At 30.9% G+C, this 16612-nt stretch carries 14 protein-coding genes; 1 reads left to right on the top strand and 13 read right to left on the bottom strand.

All coding sequences use genetic code 11. The annotated features are described in order from the left end of the window. Window positions 1-56 precede the first annotated feature (56 nt). Both MED152_RS05480 and MED152_RS05475 read right to left on the bottom strand, forming a co-directional pair. The gene (locus tag MED152_RS05480; RefSeq protein WP_015480867.1) at window positions 57-1424 is read right to left on the bottom strand and encodes an NAD-dependent succinate-semialdehyde dehydrogenase; all 1368 of its coding nucleotides are present in this window, start codon (window positions 1422-1424) and stop codon (window positions 57-59) included. Window positions 1425-1428: 4 nt separating this feature from the next. Then, window positions 1429-3084 (bottom strand): acetolactate synthase large subunit, encoded by a 1656-nt coding sequence (locus MED152_RS05475; RefSeq protein WP_238559161.1) that lies wholly within the window; start codon window positions 3082-3084, stop codon window positions 1429-1431. 190 nt (window positions 3085-3274) lie between these two features. Between MED152_RS05475 and MED152_RS05470 the strand changes: the two genes are divergently transcribed. Then, on the top strand, window positions 3275-4996 hold the full coding sequence (locus MED152_RS05470; RefSeq protein WP_015480865.1) for an FAD/NAD(P)-binding protein: 1722 nt from the start codon (window positions 3275-3277) through the stop codon (window positions 4994-4996). Here MED152_RS05470 and MED152_RS05465 read toward each other — a convergent pair. From MED152_RS05465 to MED152_RS05415, 11 genes are all read right to left on the bottom strand, one after another. Further along, a complete protein-coding gene (locus MED152_RS05465) occupies window positions 4991-5767 on the bottom strand; it encodes a TIGR03915 family putative DNA repair protein (protein WP_015480864.1) in 777 nt (258 codons plus the stop codon). The two genes, MED152_RS05470 and MED152_RS05465, sit on opposite strands and share 6 nt — an antisense overlap. Continuing rightward, on the bottom strand, window positions 5768-7030 hold the full coding sequence (locus MED152_RS05460) for a putative DNA modification/repair radical SAM protein (RefSeq protein ID WP_015480863.1): 1263 nt from the start codon (window positions 7028-7030) through the stop codon (window positions 5768-5770). Window positions 7031-7278: 248 nt separating this feature from the next. Then, window positions 7279-8799: a GH3 auxin-responsive promoter family protein gene (locus MED152_RS05455; protein ID WP_015480862.1), complete on the bottom strand. Its 1521-nt coding sequence runs from the start codon at window positions 8797-8799 to the stop codon at window positions 7279-7281. An 86-nt stretch (window positions 8800-8885) separates the two neighbouring features. Beyond that, window positions 8886-10949 (bottom strand): methylmalonyl-CoA mutase, encoded by a 2064-nt coding sequence (gene scpA / locus MED152_RS05450; RefSeq protein WP_015480861.1) that lies wholly within the window; start codon window positions 10947-10949, stop codon window positions 8886-8888. Next, window positions 10942-12288, bottom strand: coding sequence for a methylmalonyl-CoA mutase subunit beta (locus MED152_RS05445; RefSeq protein WP_015480860.1), 1347 nt, complete (start codon window positions 12286-12288; stop codon window positions 10942-10944). Before MED152_RS05445 ends, scpA begins: the two co-directional genes overlap by 8 nt. Further along, complete coding sequence (locus MED152_RS05440; protein ID WP_015480859.1) at window positions 12288-12608, bottom strand: septum formation initiator family protein; 321 nt, start codon at window positions 12606-12608, stop codon at window positions 12288-12290. Before MED152_RS05440 ends, MED152_RS05445 begins: the two co-directional genes overlap by 1 nt. Beyond that, the gene (udk, locus tag MED152_RS05435) at window positions 12609-13214 is read right to left on the bottom strand and encodes a uridine kinase (RefSeq protein WP_015480858.1); all 606 of its coding nucleotides are present in this window, start codon (window positions 13212-13214) and stop codon (window positions 12609-12611) included. It lies immediately after the preceding gene. Window positions 13215-13262: 48 nt separating this feature from the next. Next, on the bottom strand, window positions 13263-14573 hold the full coding sequence (locus tag MED152_RS05430; protein WP_015480857.1) for an AarF/ABC1/UbiB kinase family protein: 1311 nt from the start codon (window positions 14571-14573) through the stop codon (window positions 13263-13265). Window positions 14574-14576: 3 nt separating this feature from the next. Beyond that, window positions 14577-15239 carry a TetR family transcriptional regulator C-terminal domain-containing protein gene (locus MED152_RS05425; RefSeq protein ID WP_041383890.1) on the bottom strand — a complete coding sequence of 221 codons (663 nt, stop codon included), beginning with the start codon at window positions 15237-15239 and terminating at the stop codon, window positions 14577-14579. A 119-nt stretch (window positions 15240-15358) separates the two neighbouring features. Continuing rightward, window positions 15359-15649, bottom strand: coding sequence for a hypothetical protein (locus MED152_RS05420; RefSeq protein WP_015480855.1), 291 nt, complete (start codon window positions 15647-15649; stop codon window positions 15359-15361). 18 nt (window positions 15650-15667) lie between these two features. Next, the gene (locus MED152_RS05415) at window positions 15668-16513 is read right to left on the bottom strand and encodes a hypothetical protein (RefSeq protein ID WP_015480854.1); all 846 of its coding nucleotides are present in this window, start codon (window positions 16511-16513) and stop codon (window positions 15668-15670) included. Between the last annotated feature and the right edge of the window lie 99 nt (window positions 16514-16612).

Here is a 16612-nt window from a genome sequence, read left to right as displayed (position 1 = left end):
TTTAAAATTTAAGAAAGAAAAAAACCTTTGCAATTGCAAAGGTTTTTTTATGGTTATTAGTCAATCCAAATGGATTTGGTATTCACAAATTCTTTAATTCCGAAGTCTGATAATTCTCGTCCATATCCACTATTTTTAATTCCACCAAAAGGTAATCTTGGATCTGAAGCTACTAGTTTATTTACAAAACTATTTCCTGCCTCTAATTGTAGTGCAATTTTTTCTCCACGTTCAGAATTACCAGTTACAACTCCAGAACCCAAACCAAAGGTTGAGTTGTTAGCTAATTCAATGGCTTCCTTTTCATTTTTTGCTTTAATTACAGAAGCAACAGGGCCAAATAATTCTTCATCAAAAGCAGTCATTCCAGGCTTTAAATCGGCTAATATGGTTGCAGGATAGTAAGCACCTTTTAGGTTTGGGACTTTACCACCCAATATTAGCTTACCACCTTCTTTGATTGTTTTTTCTACTTGTTCATGTATTTCGTCTCTTAAATCTACTCTAGCCATTGGCCCATAATAAGCCTCTTCATTGGTGGGGTCATCCATTTTAGCTTCTTTCATCTTTTTTGTAAAAAGCGCTAGAAAATCATCATAAATTTCTTCTAAAACTATAAAACGTTTTGCAGCAATACACGTTTGACCATTGTTTTGAAGCCTACCATAAGTTGCTAAATCAGTTGCTTTTTCTAAATCTGCATCGTCTAAAATGATGTAAGCATCACTACCTCCTAATTCCAATACTGTTTTCTTTAAGTTTTCTCCTGCAATTTTTGCTACAGACCTTCCTGCAGGTTCACTACCTGTTAATGTAACAGCTACAATATTTTTATCTTCTATAATGGCTTTAATATCATCTGATTCTACATTTAAGTTGGTAAAAACTCCCTCTGGAAAACCAGCCTTTTTAAAAGCGTCCTCTAAAGCAAATGCACAACCTTGCACATTAGAAGCGTGTTTTAAAACACCTGTATTACCTGTCATTACTGCTGGTGCAGCAAAACGAATTACTTGATAAAATGGAAAGTTCCAAGGCATTACAGCCAATACAACTCCTAATGATTGATAAGTAACATAGCTCTTTTTAGCTTCAGTTTCTATAGGTTCATCAGCCAATAATTCATCAATATTTTCTGAATAATATCTACAAATTCTTGCACATTTTTCAATTTCACTTCTAGATTGCCCTATCATTTTTCCCATTTCTTGAGTTGCTAATTGCGCATATTCTTCTTTATTTTCTTCAAAGATATCAGCCAATTTGCTCATTAGTCTAGAGCGTTCTTCAAAAGAGGTTTTCTTCCAACTTTTATATGCCTCATTTGCTTTATTAACTTTTGCTAAAGCTACTTCTGTATTTAATCTATTATAGCTTGCAATCTCTTCTTCAGTTGCAGGGTTTATTGTGGTTACTTTTTTCATAAGTCTAGTTTTTAGTTTTTTCTTTTAATAGTACGTTTAAAATTTTATGATTTAAAGAGTAATCTACAGCCAAATCAATTACATGAACACCTTTTGTATTCAAAGTTTTTTCAAAAATATCTTGAAAGTCTTTTACAGATTTTGGTCTGTAACCATGGGCACCAAAACTTTCTGCATACTTTATAAAATCTGGATTTTGATATTCCAACCCGTATTTTGGGAAACCTTCTCCTTCTTGTTTCCATTCAATCATTCCATAAGCGTTATCATTTAAAATGATAACTACAAGATCTAATTGCATTCTAATGGCAGTTTCTAGTTCTTGTGAATTCATCATAAAGCCACCATCTCCATTTACAGAAACTACCTTTTTATTTGGGTATAATTCTTTGGCCATAATTGCAGAAGCAAAACCAGCACCCATTGTTGCTAAAGCATTGTCTAACAAAAGCGTATTTTGAGCGTAAGCAGGATAATTTCTTGAGAACCAAATTTTATAAATTCCATTATCTAGGGTAACAATATCTTCATCCTTTAAAATATCTCTTGTAATTTTTACCAAACGTTGAGGTAAAATAGGAAAACGATTATCCTCTTCATATTTTGATAAATGATTGGCAACATTTTTCTTTACGTTTAAATAGAAATCTGTGTTCCATTGACCAGCACAAGGTTTTAATTCATTTATCAGCTTTTCAATACTATAAGCAATATCACCAATAACATTTAGTTGAGGAAAATACACTTCGTTAATTTCGGCTGCAAAAAAGTTAATGTGAATTACTTTTCTTTTATCATTGGCATCCATAATAAAAGGTGGCTTTTCTATTGTGTCATGACCAACATTTATAATTAAATCAGCCTCTTCTATGGCTTCATGTATAAAATCGTTAGATGAAAGTGCAGCAGTTCCTAAATACAATTCATTTCGTTCATCAATAATTCCTTTACCCATTTGTGTATTAAAAAACGGAATTTTTAAGGTGTTTACAAATTTGGTAAGTGCTTCACTTGCCCTCTTTCTGTTAGCGCTTGCACCAATAAGCAATAAAGGTTTTTTGGCTGCACTAATCATTTTTTCTGCATTAGAAATAGATGCTAAGTTTGCAGATGGTATTTTAGAATGTACAATATTGAAAAAGTGAGGTTTTGCTACTTCTTCTTTACAAACATCTTCAGGAATTTCTATATGAACTCCACCAGGTCTTTCTTCTTGAGATAATCTAAAAGCCTCTCTTATAATAGCTCCAGAATTTTTACCATAAGTAATTTGCTTAGAGAACTTGGTTAAAGGTTGCATCATTTCTAAAATATCTACAATCTGAAACTTACCTTGTTTACTTTCTTTAATTGGTTTTTGGCCTGTAAGCATCACCATTGGCATTGCACCTAATTGCGCATAAGCAGCAGGTGTCATTAAATTTGTTGCTCCTGGGCCTAATGTAGACATACAAACTCCAGATTTACCAGTTAACCTTCCATAAGTGGCTGCCATAAAACCTGCACCTTGTTCGTGTCTCGTTAATATTAATTTTATTTGATCTGATTTTCTTATGGACTCTAACAAATCTAAATTTTCTTCTCCTGGTAATCCAAAAATATATTCTACGCCTTCATTTTCTAAAGCCTGAATTATAAAGTCTGATGTTTTCATTTTCATGTGTAAATTTTCCTCTAATTTAAGAAAATTTGAGCTCAAAAATTTTATTAGGAAGTACAAAAAAGTGTTAATTTTAAAGGATTACAGAGGATTTTGGTTTTTTTTTAGATGCGTTCATTTAATTCTGAATTGAGTTAATTTCTTAACAATGTATCAGCTATTTTTGATTAATTTTCCTTAAAATAAATTCATGAAAAAGTTAGCGATAATTGGTTTTGGACCTAGAGGATTACATGCTCTAGAAATGCTTTTTTTAGAGCTATCTAAAAAAAATAAATCAGATATAGAGGTTCACATATTTGAAAATGAAGATGAATTGGGTGCAGGACAAGTTTGGAATACAAAACAATCTACAGTAAACTGGACCAATATTACAGTTAGAGCACTTAGAAATTTGGAAGGAAGACCAGAAATAAATTTTGAAAACCTAACAATACCAGCTTTTCCTTCTTACATCAACTCACTATCTGCAGAAGAACAAGAAGCATTAAAACATTTGCCAGACCAATTCCCTCCAAGAAGAGACATAGGAAAGTATTTAAAAGAAAGAGCGCAATCAATTGTAGAAATATTGCAAAAGCACAAATTGGTAAAACTGCATAAAACCTTTGTAACTCAAATTAAATGTGTAGATACTATTTTTGAGTTAGTAGATTTGACTGGAGCTACCTATAAAAGTGATGAGGTTTTGTTAACCATAGGTCATCAACCAACAAAACTTTCTGAAGACCTGACATCTTTTGAAGTGGATAGTTTGGAAAGCAATAAAACTTTCTTTTCTGAAACGTATCCGATTTATAAAATAATTAAATCAGATGCTACAAGTAAATCTAAAAACATTGCAATTAGAGGTTTTGGTTTGGCAATGATAGATGCTGTAAGAGCTTTAACTATAGAAAAAGGAGGGAGGTTTGAAATTTCGAATAAAAATACATTTGCATCAAAATTCATTACTTCTAAGAATGTTGCTGAAAAAATTATACCTTATTCTTTAGATGGTTTGCCAATGGTTCCTAAGCCTTTAAATGAAGAAATAGATCATCAATTTATCCCATCAAAAAAGCAAAAAGAAAGATTTAAAAATGTTGTATTAAAATATGCTAATGGAAAATTGAAAGCAGAAAATGCAAACTTCTTAAAAGAACTATTTGCTGAAATAGGAGTGGCCGTTTATAATAGATTAGAAAATAAGATTGAATGTTCTGATTCTTCAGAAAACTTAATAAAAACCTTGTTGATGTGGTTTGAAAATCAAAAGCATAAACATGAGTGTTTGTTAAATACAGAAAGAAATACTATTTCGTTACTAACTAATTATGTAAGCATGGCTGCCAACGAAATTGAAATTTCTCTAGATTTTTGTGTTGGCCAAGTAATTAGGCATTTACAGCCCACTTTATATGCAGCTTTTTCGCATGCAGCAGTGGAAGACTCGCTTTTTGCAGATGTCATTCAGTTTGATGAATTGATGAAAAGGTATTCTTATGGGCCACCCATAAAAAGTATGCAGCAGTTAATTGCCTTGTATGAAGCTCAAATTTTAGACTTTAGGTTTGTAGATGATCCAAAAATTACTGCACATAAAGATTATTGGAGGTTTGAAAAAGGTGATGCTAGATTAAATTGCGAGGTTGTTATAAACAGTGTTTTAAGTGCACCTAAATTGCTAGAAGTTACAACACCATTAATCATGAATTTATTAAATGATGACCTATTACAGCCTGTGCATTCTAAGTTGGGTATAGAAACAAATTCAGATGCTACTATTGTTTTAGATGATGAAAATAGAGAAATTCCCATTGCTGTTTTAGGAAGATTGGCAAAAGGAAGTGTTATTGGAGTAGATGCTATCTTAGAATGCTTTGGGCCAAGAATTAAAGATTGGGCTAAGGGATTTGTTGATAGATTATAAGTTAGGTTGTTTTTCACTTAAATATTTCCAATAACGTTTAGGAACGTGTCTTACATGCAATTTCATGTTTTTACGTTCTTTAATATTTGTGCTGTCAAAATAGTCTTGCCATAATTTTTGAAAATCAAATTCTTCATCACTAAAAAAGTCTGTATCAGTTTTCGTAAAATCGAAATTCTTAGGGAATTCCATATTCATAAACTCTAAGGATTTTAAATCGTAATGCAAACCATAATTTCTTTTAATATCGTAAATAACCCATTTTTGATCTGCATATCTGCTTTTAAAATGCTTTGCAATTAATGGTAAAACATTAAAATCGGGCTCAATATTTGCAAAATAAATGTTGTCTTTAGTGAGTTTAAAACGAACAAAAGCTTCCATTCTATGCTTTTCTCTGCTTACATTTTTTGCAATTTGCGAGGTTTTTAAAACACTGGGCTGCGTAAAATCGGTATCTACTTTTTGTGTACTGTTAAAAATATATTGAATATAGTCTAGCAATACATTTTCTACTTTAGGTAGTTCACTTAAAAACGCGTAATAGATTTTAGTAGATGATTTTATTGATGCTTTACTTTTTAAGCCTTTCCAAACACGATCTGACTTTTGTTTATCTGTACTAATAATTTCCTGTTCAGCAAACAAATCATTTTGTTGTACAAACTCATTTTGAATGGTTACATGTTGTAATTTGTATTCAAAAACGTAAAAAACACAAGATAAAAAACCTTCAAAACTACCATCGTAAATTAAAGTTTTAGGTTGCATTTAGCTAAAAAGATTTAATTGAGGGCTAAGTAACTTATCGTATTTACTGTTAGAATTTCTTAAAATATTTGCTTTAATTTTTTCTGCGGTTAAATCTCTTCGTTCAAATAGATTGCTATCACAAACTAAAAAATATTGCGCTCTGTTAAATGCAATTCCTATTTTTTTGAGATGATCCCAATTTAACCTTCTGTATTTTCTTGCCATTAAAATTTTAGATACAGATTTCATACCAACTCCAGGAATTCTAGCCAACATTCTTTTATCAGCCTTATTTACATCCACAGGAAACTCGTGCAAATTGCGCAGAGCCCAACTCAATTTAGGATCGATATCTAAGTCTAATTGCTGGTGATTTTGATTTACAATTTCATTAGTTTGAAATCCGTAAAAACGGGTTAGCCAATCTGATTGATATAATCTATTTTCACGCAACATAGGTACTTTACTTCCAATAGAAGGTAATCTATCATCATAAGAAATTGGCACATAGCCAGAATAATAGACTCTTTTTAAGTTGAAGTTTTTATAATAATGTTCTGCCGTTTTTAAAATTTGAAAATCATTCTCTCCACTTGCACCTACAATCATTTGTGTACTTTGGCCTGCAGGAGCATATTTGGGTGTACTTTTTATAATTTTCTTTTCACTTTTATATTGAATAATTTCATTTTTAACCTTTTCCATAGGTTTTATAAAATCATCAAAATTCTTGTCTGGAGCTAATAATTTTAAGCCGCTTTTTGTAGGGATTTCAATATTTACGCTTAATCTATCTGCGTACAACCCTGCTTCACGCATTAATTCATCTGAAGCACCAGGAATGGATTTTAAATGAATATAACCATTGAAATTTTCTTCTAATCTTAACTTTTTGGCAACTGCTACCAAACGTTCCATGGTATAATCTGCACTTTTAAAAATACCTGAACTTAAAAAAAGACCCTCAATATAATTTCTTCGATAGAAATTAATAGTTAAATCAACCAATTCTTGAACTTTAAAAGCGGCTCTTTTTACATCGTTACTTTTTCGAGTAACGCAATAAGCGCAATCGAAAATACAGTAATTGGTTAATAGAATTTTTAGTAAAGAAACGCATCTGCCATCTTCTGTATAAGAATGGCAAATACCCATTCCTGTAGAATCTCCTAAACCTTTATTTTTATTAGATCTTTTGCTACCACTTGAAGAACAAGAAACATCATATTTTGCAGCGTCTGCTAGTATTTTTAGTTTCTCTAAAGTGCGTTCAAAAGACATAAATTACTATTTTTGAGTGATTTAGGTTTTAATTTAAAATGATTAAAACTAATTTGGTGGTGTAGTTAAAAATACAGCTTTTTAATGATACAATTCTTTAATTGAATAACAAAAACGGATAAAAAAAGCGACCTATTTAAGGTCGCTTTTCTTAAGATTAAATTAATGATTAAGCTAGGGCTTCCTCATTAATTCTTTTTTTTGCTAATTCACCCAATTGCTCATCTACGTTATATTTTGGTTCTAAATTAGTTGTTTACAAATTCTTCCCATTCTTTAAATTTATCTTCTTTCATTACACGCGCCATTTTTACTTGGCCACCTTTTTTCTTGTTTAAATCGCTCCAAGCATAAAACTTGTCTACAGGTATTACAGTTACTTTAACGCCTTTTAAAGCTTTGCTTCTGGCAACTCTGTAGTTCTTATTCGCGTCTTTTAAAAATTCATCTAATGAATTTGCAATTTCTTCATCATTAGCGTTAATGTCTGCACCTATATACCAAGAATGATAAAATTCGCCATCTTCAAAACGTTTTGCACAAATGGTATATTCTGTGATTTTTGTGTTGAATTTTTCTTCTAGATTTTTCATGGCATCATCCATCTTATTTACAGATAGTTGAGAACCTACTGTGTTTAAGAAGAATTTTGTTCTACCTGTAATTTTAATCTCGGCCTTTTCGATATTTGTAAATGCAATTGTGTCGCCAATTAAATAACGCCAAGCACCACTAACTGTGCTGATAATTAAAATATAATCTTGGTCTAATTCAACATCCTTTAAGGTTAATGAAGGCGCATTTTTCTTTATTGAACCATCCGCTTTAATATAATCAGGATTCATGGGTACAAACTCAAAATATATACCATTCTCGGTATTCAACTGCATAGCATCAGTTTCTGGTCTGGTTTGTGTAGCTATATATCCTTCAGATGCTAGGTAAGTATCTATAACAGTTACAGGTTTACCTAATAGCGCTTTAAAACTTTTTTCATAAGGACTAAATGCAACTCCACCTGATGTGTACACTTGCAAATTAGGCCAAATTTCATGAATGTTATTTAGATTGTGATATTTAATAACTTCTTGTAACATTAATTCAATCCAAGCAGGTATTCCACTTAAAGCTCCAATATCCCAACTTTTAGCATTTTGGGCGATATGTAAAACGCGATCATCCCAATCATCAATTTTTGCAATTTCTTCTCCTGGTTTATAATATCCTTTAAACCAAAATGGAATATTACTTGCACTAATTCCGCTAATCTCTCCTTCTAAATGATCGTCTTTTTCTTTTAAATCAGTAGAACTGCCCAGCATCATTATTTCTTTTTCGAAAAAGTCTGATGGTAAATTAAAATGATTTAAAGAAAGTACTTGTTTAATTCCAGAGCTTTTTATGGCATCAATCATTGCATCTGTAACCGGAATTCTTTTACTGCTTTTTCCTGTAGTTCCAGAACTTAAGGCAAAGTAAGAAGGTGTTCCTGGCCAAGTTACATCTACTTGACCTTCGTGTAATTTATGCCACCATTTTTCGTTAATTTTATTATAATCGAAATAAGGAACTACATCTGCAAAAGATTCGCAAATGTCATCACTTAAAAGAATAGTTTTAAAATTGTATTTTTTACCAAATTGAGTGTCTTTCGCAGTTTCAAGTAAAGTTCTTAACATTTTCTCTTGAGCTTCTACATGATCAACTTCAGATGATAAACTGTCTGTTAAATTAATTACTCCTTTAATGATGTTTCCTAAAATAGCCATAATGAATGATTTTTAACAAATTTGGTAATTATTTACAACCTGAATTAACGTAAAAAGAAATAAAGTTAATTCATTTCAGTTTTTACTTACTCTGCAATACTATCCATTAGTATTTTAATTAAATCAATGGCAGCTTGTGCAATTTTAGTACCAGGACCAAATACGCCTACTGCACCTGCATCAAATAAATATTGATAATCTTGTGCAGGTATTACTCCACCAACAATTACCATAATATCTTCTCTACCATATTTTTTTAACTCTGCAATAACTTGCGGAACTAACGTTTTATGACCTGCAGCTAAAGATGATATTCCTAGTATATGTACATCATTTTCAACAGCTTGTTTTGTTGCTTCTTGAGGTGTTTGAAATAATGGTCCAATATCTACATCAAAACCTAAATCTGCATATCCAGTAGCCACTACTTTTGCGCCTCTATCATGTCCATCTTGCCCTAATTTAGCAATCATTATTCTTGGACGCCTACCTTCTAATTCTGCAAATTTATTCGCTAAATCTGCAGCTTCTTTAAAAAGTTTATCGTCTTTTATTTCTTTACTATACACACCAGATATGGTTTTAGTTACAGCTTTGTGTCTGCCAAAAACTTCTTCTAAAGCATCAGAAATTTCACCTAAAGTAGCTCTGTTTTTTGCGGCTTTTACAGCTAAATCTAATAAATTACCTTCATTAGTTTTCGCTGCCTGAGTTAAATCTTTTAAACAGTTTTCAACCTTTTTTGTATCTCTATTTGCTTTTAAGGTTGTTAATCTTTCTACTTGAGATTTACGCACAGCTTCATTATCTACCTCTAAGATATGCAAAGGATCTTCTTGCTTTAGTTGATATTTATTTACCCCAACTATTACATCTTGTCCACTATCAATTTTTGCTTGTTTTTGAGCAGCAGCTTCTTCAATTCTTAATTTAGGAATTCCTTTTTCAATAGCTTTAGTCATGCCTCCTAATTCTTCTACCTCTTGAATTAGGTTCCATGCTTTGTTTGCAATTTCTTCTGTTAGTTTTTCAACGTGATAACTACCAGCCCAAGGATCTACAGTTTGGGTAATCTGAGTTTCTTGTTGTAGATATATTTGCGTGTTTCTAGCAATTCTAGCTGAAAAATCAGTTGGTAACGCAATTGCTTCATCCAGTGCATTTGTATGTAAACTTTGTGTGCCACCAAATGCTGCAGCCATTGCTTCTATTGTGGTTCTGGCTACATTGTTAAACGGATCTTGTTCTGTTAAAGACCAACCACTTGTTTGACAGTGAGTTCTTAGTGCTAAAGATTTTGGGTTTTTTGGATTAAACTGTTTTACAATTTTAGCCCAAAGCATTCTTGCAGCTCTTAGTTTAGCAATTTCTGTAAAATGATCCATACCAATTGCCCAAAAGAAAGATAACCTTGGCGCAAAAGTATCTATATCCATACCTGCTTCAATTCCTTTCTTAATGTACTCTAAACCATCAGCTAGAGTGTATGCCAATTCAATTTCTGCAGTAGCACCTGCTTCTTGCATGTGATAGCCAGAAATAGAAATCGAGTTGAATTTCGGCATATTACTACTGGTATATTTAAAAATATCAGCAATAATTTTCATAGAAGGAGAAGGAGGGTAGATGTATGTGTTTCTTACCATAAACTCCTTTAGAATATCATTCTGGATTGTACCTGATAATAATTCTGGAGCTACACCTTGTTCTTCTGCAGCTACAATATAGAAAGCCAAAATTGGTAAAACTGCTCCATTCATTGTCATAGAAACAGACATTTTATCTAATGGAATTTTATCAAACAAAACCTTCATGTCTTCTACAGAATCAATAGCAACACCAGCTTTACCTACATCTCCTTGCACACGTTCATGATCTGAATCGTAACCTCTATGTGTAGCTAAATCAAAAGCGACTGATAGCCCTTTTTGACCTGCTTCTAAATTTCTTCTATAGAAAGCATTGCTTTCTTCTGCAGTAGAAAAACCTGCATATTGTCTAATAGTCCATGGCCTGCGAACATACATTGTAGAATATGGGCCTCTTAAGTTAGGAGCAATTCCAGCCACAAAATCTTCATGTTTGTAACCATCAGAATTTGTTTTGTTGCTCTCTGGTATTTTTATATTTGAAACATCTTTTCTACTCATTGTTTAAGCGTTCTTTTTCAACTGTTTCAGAAAGCCGTTTTCGAACAATTGGAGTGATTAATGTTTTTATATTTCTTTGCTTTACAAAAGGGTACAATTCTAAATCGTGCTTCATCTTATCATCTGCATTGATTTGTAAATTTGTACCTAATAAAACAGTTTTATTAGTACTAAAATTTTCTTCTTCTTTAGCAGCGATTTCATTTATTTTTCTTTGGATGGTGCCTTCTTTTAACTGTTTTAAAAATCCACCTGTTTTTTCTATATTTTTAAAAATATCAAGAGCTTTTTCTGCTAGTTGATTCGTAATTGAATCTATATAATAAGCACCATTTGCAAAACTTTGTGCTTCTTTAAAGTAGCTTTCTTGCTGTAAAATTAACAGTTGATTTCTAGAAATACGCTCTCCAAACTCATTAGATTTATGATATATTTCATCATAAGAAACGTTAGAAATGGTATTTGAACCACCTAAAATTGCACTCATGCATTCAGAGGTTGTTCTTAGCATATTTACATTATAATCGTATAATGTTTTATTGCGCAAGCTAGGTTGTGTAAAAATGTGTGCTGTTTGGTTGGCTGCATCATACTCGTTAAGAAGGGCGCTCCATAAAATTCGAAAAGCTCTTAATTTGGCGATTTCGAAAAAATAATTACTACCTACTGCAAAACTGAAATTAATTTTACTGGCTGCATCTTTACCTAAATGATTCAAATACTCATTTGCATGTGCTAATGCATATGCTAGTTGCTGGGTGCAATTTGCACCTGCATTTTGATATAAATCTGCAGAAACAGTAATGCAATTCTTTGCATTTATAGCAATTGCCTCTAATTTTTTATGATCGTCATTTAAGTTTGTAAACCAATTGCCAGTTTCAGCTAAATTACCAATAATATCTGTTTGAATATAAGTGTTGTTATCATCACAAAATTCAGAAAGTTGGTTTATAAAGTCAGCATCTAAAAAGTTTAACTTAAAGTATAATATAGTTTTACCTGGAAAACCTTTAAGTAGAGGTTTTGGATTGAATGGTTTTGTTGCTTTAAATTGAATAGTATTTGCACCTCTTTTCAACGCATCTAAAGCTAAAGAGTTGGCTATTTTTTCGTCATCAATAAAAATAGTTTGACAAATATTAAACCCATTTTTAGGTAAAGCTATGTTTGTGTTGCTTCTATCTTCTTTGGTGTAGAAAGGTTTTATCGTTATCCCTTCATCAGTTTTAGATAGTAATGTTTTATTATAATCTGCACCTTTTAAATCTACCTGAATTTTTTGTTTCCAAGTAGCTGCTGATACAGGTTCAAATTCATCAAATAGAAATTTACTCATTATTCTTTTATGGTATCAAATTCAATAATATAAATATCTTCATTTTCTTTTTTCATCAAATATTTTTCTCTTGCAAAACGTTCTAACTCTAAAGAATCTTGAAGCTTTTTAATAGTTTCTTTGTCTTTTGCAATTTTATCTTGATAAAAAGAAATGGTACTTTCTAAATCTTCGATTTCGTTATTAAATTTACGATGAATTAAATAAGAATTTTCATCAAAAAATAACATCCAAATGATAAACGGAATTAAAATTATTACAAAAATATTTGTAAAGAATTTAAAGATGGCGTTATTTTTTAATTTTTGAAAAAAGCTCATTTACAAACGTTCGTTAATTACACTTCTAACAATATCTATGGCTACAGTATTGTATCTATCATTAGGTATGATGATATCCGCAAAGTTTTTAGTTGGCTCTATAAATTGCTGATGCATAGGTTTTAACGTATTTTGATAACGATTTAGTACTTCATCAATATCTCTACCTCTATCTGTAATATCTCTACGAACTCTTCTTATTAAACGTTCGTCTGTTTCTGCATGTACAAAGATTTTAATATCGAATAAATCTCTTAATTCTTCGCTATTAAAAATTAAAATACCTTCTACAATAACCACTTTTCTTGGGTGGGTTTTAAAAATATCTTTGGTTCTATTGTGCGTAACAAATGAGTATACAGGCTGATTTACTGTTTTGCCTTTTTTTAAATCTTTTAAATGCTTAATAAGAAGCTCAAAATCTATTGCTCTTGGATGATCGAAATTGATTTTTGTACGTTCTTCATAAGACAAATTATCTGTTGCCTTGTAATATGAATCTTGTGAAATTACACAAACTTCATCTGTAGGAAGTTCTTTTACAATTTGATTTACAACCGTAGTTTTTCCACTTCCAGTTCCACCTGCAATTCCAATAATTAGCATAAATTTATTTGATTTGTTCTTCTTTATTCTACGAAAGTAGTAAAGATTTTACAAATTCATAAAATTATTAATCTTAATATCTTGTGCCTTTAAATCGAACATTAAATTGTACAATCCAAAAAAGGTTCTATTCATATAAATAAAGTGTTTAGAACCTCTACTTGCGTTATAAGATCTTAGTTCTACATTCTTTGAATAGCGATCACCAAATTCAGAAATTTTACCAAAAAAATCGGCATCTGAGAAATCAAAAACTTCTTCGTGAAAAGGTTGAGTAAAGATTGATAGCATTTCATGAAACATCTCATTGAAGAAATCGAATTCCTCTTTACTATCTTCTTTTCTAAGAATATCTAGCTCGAACATTTTTTCTTCGAACAATTTTCTATCTGATAAGGTCTCTTTTCTTGCTAAAACAAAATACGGATTGTAAAAATCTAAAGGAATAGTTTTCATACAACCAAAATCTAAAGCAATCAATTCACCTTTTTTAGAGACTAAGAAATTTCCTGGATGTGGATCTGCGTGTACCTTTTTTAGAATATGGATTTGAAACATGTAAAAATCCCACAAAGCTTGACCTATTGCATTCGCCTTTTCTTGATTGGTATTTACTGCAGTGAATTCTGATAAATGCACACCTTGCATCCAATCCATAGTTATAATCTGTTTAGAAGATAAATCTGGATAGTAAGTAGGAAAAGCCAAGTTTGGTATATGACTACAACTATCTACAATTTCTTGACTTTGTTGCACTTCTAAAACATAATCTGTTTCCTCTAAAAGTTTGTCTTGTACTTCAAAAAAGTATTCATCAGAAGTTTTACCTTTCATGTTAAACATTCTAATAACAAAAGGTTTTAACATGGCTAAATCAGATTTTATGCTATCTGAAACTCCTGGATATTGGATTTTAACTGCTAAGTTTTTACCATCCTTCTCTGCTTTATGCACTTGCCCAATACTTGCTGCATTGTATGCTTTTACATCGAACTTGTCATAGATTTCTGAAGGGAATTTACCAAAGCTTTTTTTGAACGTCTTTAAAACTAAAGCTTCTGATAGTGGTGGTACAGAAAACTGGGCTAAAGAAAACTTCTCTACATAGGCTCTAGGTAAAATGCTTTTTTCCATACTAAGCATTTGTGCCACTTTTAAAGGGCTTCCTTTTAAATCTTTTAAACTGTCGTAAATGTCTTCTGCGTTGTTTTTATTCAACTGCTCTCTTGCATCTTCTTCAGTTTTGGTAATTTTATCACCATAATATTTTAAATAATTCACGCCTACTTTAGCACCTGTTTTTACAAGTTTAGAAGCACGTTGAATTTTTGTAATCGGAATTTTACTCGCTTTTTTCATACCTTAATCCGTATTTCTTTGAAACTTTTCTTTGTAAACAAACTTTCCTAAATCAAATACATTTTTTAGGAACTTGTTTTCTATTAATTCGAAACTGGTATTGATTGATTTTTCTATAAAAATATCTGTCTTTTCAAAAGAGTCAGAGGTATCTTCTAACCAAAATTTAATGGTGATTAATAATTGAATCCATGCAGAATGACTAATAACGTTATTCTGAATTTTTTCTAAACCATCTATAGGTAAGATACTGTCTGTAAGTTCTAAACTATCTATAAAATGAATAAAGCTCTTCTTTAAGCCAGAAAGCGTTTTGTAAGATTGTAGTTTGTTTCTGCAACCTTTTAAAACAACTTCTAAATAGGCTCTATTTAAAGTTAAATTTTCAAAGAAAGTAAAGTATAAACTAATAAGTTTATTTTTAGCATCAAAAGACAAAAACTCCTCACTTTCATTTAGCACCTCTAAAGAATTTTTAAATAATTCTTTAAAAATGGTTTTCTCTACTTTATTTAGAGATTTAAAATGTTCGTAGAAATTGGCTTCGTCTAAATTGGTTTGCTCACAAAAATCTTCAACACTGTCTGGTTTTGCTTGATGCTCAGAAACCAAATCCATATAAAGCGTTAAGATGTCTAATTTTGAACTTTGCTTTTTGTTTTTCATTTTGGCTAAAACTTTAAACAAAAATACGAAACGTTTGCTCGATAAACGCATAACAAACGTTATAAAAACAAAAAACCAAGTTAAATTTTAACTTGGTTTTATTTAGGAGTATTCTGCTGTTAAGCAAATGCTTTTCTTAACTTCTTTTTTCCTTTTAGAAGTTGCTTTTTATAAGCTTCTAAAGTATCGAACATTAAGTTTTGTTTGTTACCTAAAAGTTCAATTCTTCTTTTTAATGCTTTATCTGTAATCTTTTGTAATTGACTTGCAAGATCTATAGTTTCAGTAACTACTTTTTCTGTTGTGTTTAAAGCATAATTGTTTGCTTTTTCACCTGCAGTTTTTACGTTATTAAAAGTCTTTTCTACTTTTTTAGTGATCTTCTTCGTATCTATTTTCTTTGTTTTCATCTCTTAAAATTTTATCAATTATTTTCTTTCCCAATTTTTAACAGCTTCCATATCTCCTTTAAGAGCTAATTTGGCTTGTGCTTTCCAACCAGATAAATCGTAAATTTTTGCATTGATCCCTGCATCAGTTAACAATTTTGTCATGTTTTTAATTGTCATTTTCGCAATCTGATCGTAAGCAGTAACATCTAAATCGTTTAAAGATTTTTCTAATACTGGCCCAATTCCTTTAATCACTTTTAAATCGTCTTTAACATCTGTTTTTTTAACAACGATTTTTTCTTCTACTGCAACTTCTTTTTTAACTACTTTTTTCTTTGCAGGAGTTTTCTTTGTTTTTACAGGCTTAATATCTTCTAACTTTTCGTTTACGTTGTTTAAAGCATCTTCTGTATAATCTTCGATTTTACCTTTTACGTCATCTATAGTTTCAGAAATGTTTTTCTTTAACTGTTCAGACATTTTTTCTGCTTTTTTAACGTACTTGTTGTTAGCTACTTCTTTTTCTATTTTTTCTTTTACTTCTTCAGCTTTCTCAACTAACGGATTTTCTTTTACCATTTTCTTTGCATCTTCTAACATTTTAGGATCGTAACCCACTAATGTTTTTAAACGCTCAGTACTATTTTCTAACTGACCTTTAATAGATTCTGCAGTTTCAACAACCATATTGATTTGTTGTTTTGTTAAAGGCTCTGCTTTCTTAACTAATTTAGCCGTTAATTTTTGCCATTTTTCTCCTGTTTTTACAGTAGTTTCAATAGCATTAAATGAAGCATCAATTAAATCGCTATTAATTCTTTTAACGATTGCTTTTGCTTTACCTAATTTGTCTTCTTGTTTTTTAGACTTTTTTGTTGCCATAATATATTTTTTTTAATGTATTTTAAAATTTATGTAACAAACTTACAATATGAGAGTTACAGATGAGTTGCAATAAAGTATTTACCAATAATTTTAGTG

Source organism: Polaribacter sp. MED152 (genome assembly GCF_000152945.2).
In the GTDB taxonomy this organism is placed as follows: Bacteria; Bacteroidota; Bacteroidia; order Flavobacteriales; family Flavobacteriaceae; genus Polaribacter.
The sequence above is the reverse complement of the archived record's forward strand: the minus strand, read 5'-3'. Positions and strand labels throughout refer to the sequence as shown.

Excerpts from the sequence above, each read along its gene's own strand:
- MED152_RS05480 (WP_015480867.1), bottom strand. The coding sequence starts at position 1,424 with ATGAAAAAAGTAACCACAATAAACCCTGCAACTGAAGAAGAGATTGCA.
- MED152_RS05475 (WP_238559161.1), bottom strand. The coding sequence starts at position 3,084 with ATGAAAATGAAAACATCAGACTTTATAATTCAGGCTTTAGAAAATGAA.
- MED152_RS05470 (WP_015480865.1), top strand. The coding sequence starts at position 3,275 with ATGAAAAAGTTAGCGATAATTGGTTTTGGACCTAGAGGATTACATGCT.
- MED152_RS05465 (WP_015480864.1), bottom strand. The coding sequence starts at position 5,767 with ATGCAACCTAAAACTTTAATTTACGATGGTAGTTTTGAAGGTTTTTTA.
- MED152_RS05460 (WP_015480863.1), bottom strand. The coding sequence starts at position 7,030 with ATGTCTTTTGAACGCACTTTAGAGAAACTAAAAATACTAGCAGACGCT.
- MED152_RS05455 (WP_015480862.1), bottom strand. The coding sequence starts at position 8,799 with ATGGCTATTTTAGGAAACATCATTAAAGGAGTAATTAATTTAACAGAC.
- scpA (WP_015480861.1), bottom strand. The coding sequence starts at position 10,949 with ATGAGTAGAAAAGATGTTTCAAATATAAAAATACCAGAGAGCAACAAA.
- MED152_RS05445 (WP_015480860.1), bottom strand. The coding sequence starts at position 12,288 with ATGAGTAAATTTCTATTTGATGAATTTGAACCTGTATCAGCAGCTACT.
- MED152_RS05440 (WP_015480859.1), bottom strand. The coding sequence starts at position 12,608 with ATGAGCTTTTTTCAAAAATTAAAAAATAACGCCATCTTTAAATTCTTT.
- udk (WP_015480858.1), bottom strand. The coding sequence starts at position 13,214 with ATGCTAATTATTGGAATTGCAGGTGGAACTGGAAGTGGAAAAACTACG.
- MED152_RS05430 (WP_015480857.1), bottom strand. The coding sequence starts at position 14,573 with ATGAAAAAAGCGAGTAAAATTCCGATTACAAAAATTCAACGTGCTTCT.
- MED152_RS05425 (WP_041383890.1), bottom strand. The coding sequence starts at position 15,239 with ATGAAAAACAAAAAGCAAAGTTCAAAATTAGACATCTTAACGCTTTAT.
- MED152_RS05420 (WP_015480855.1), bottom strand. The coding sequence starts at position 15,649 with ATGAAAACAAAGAAAATAGATACGAAGAAGATCACTAAAAAAGTAGAA.
- MED152_RS05415 (WP_015480854.1), bottom strand. The coding sequence starts at position 16,513 with ATGGCAACAAAAAAGTCTAAAAAACAAGAAGACAAATTAGGTAAAGCA.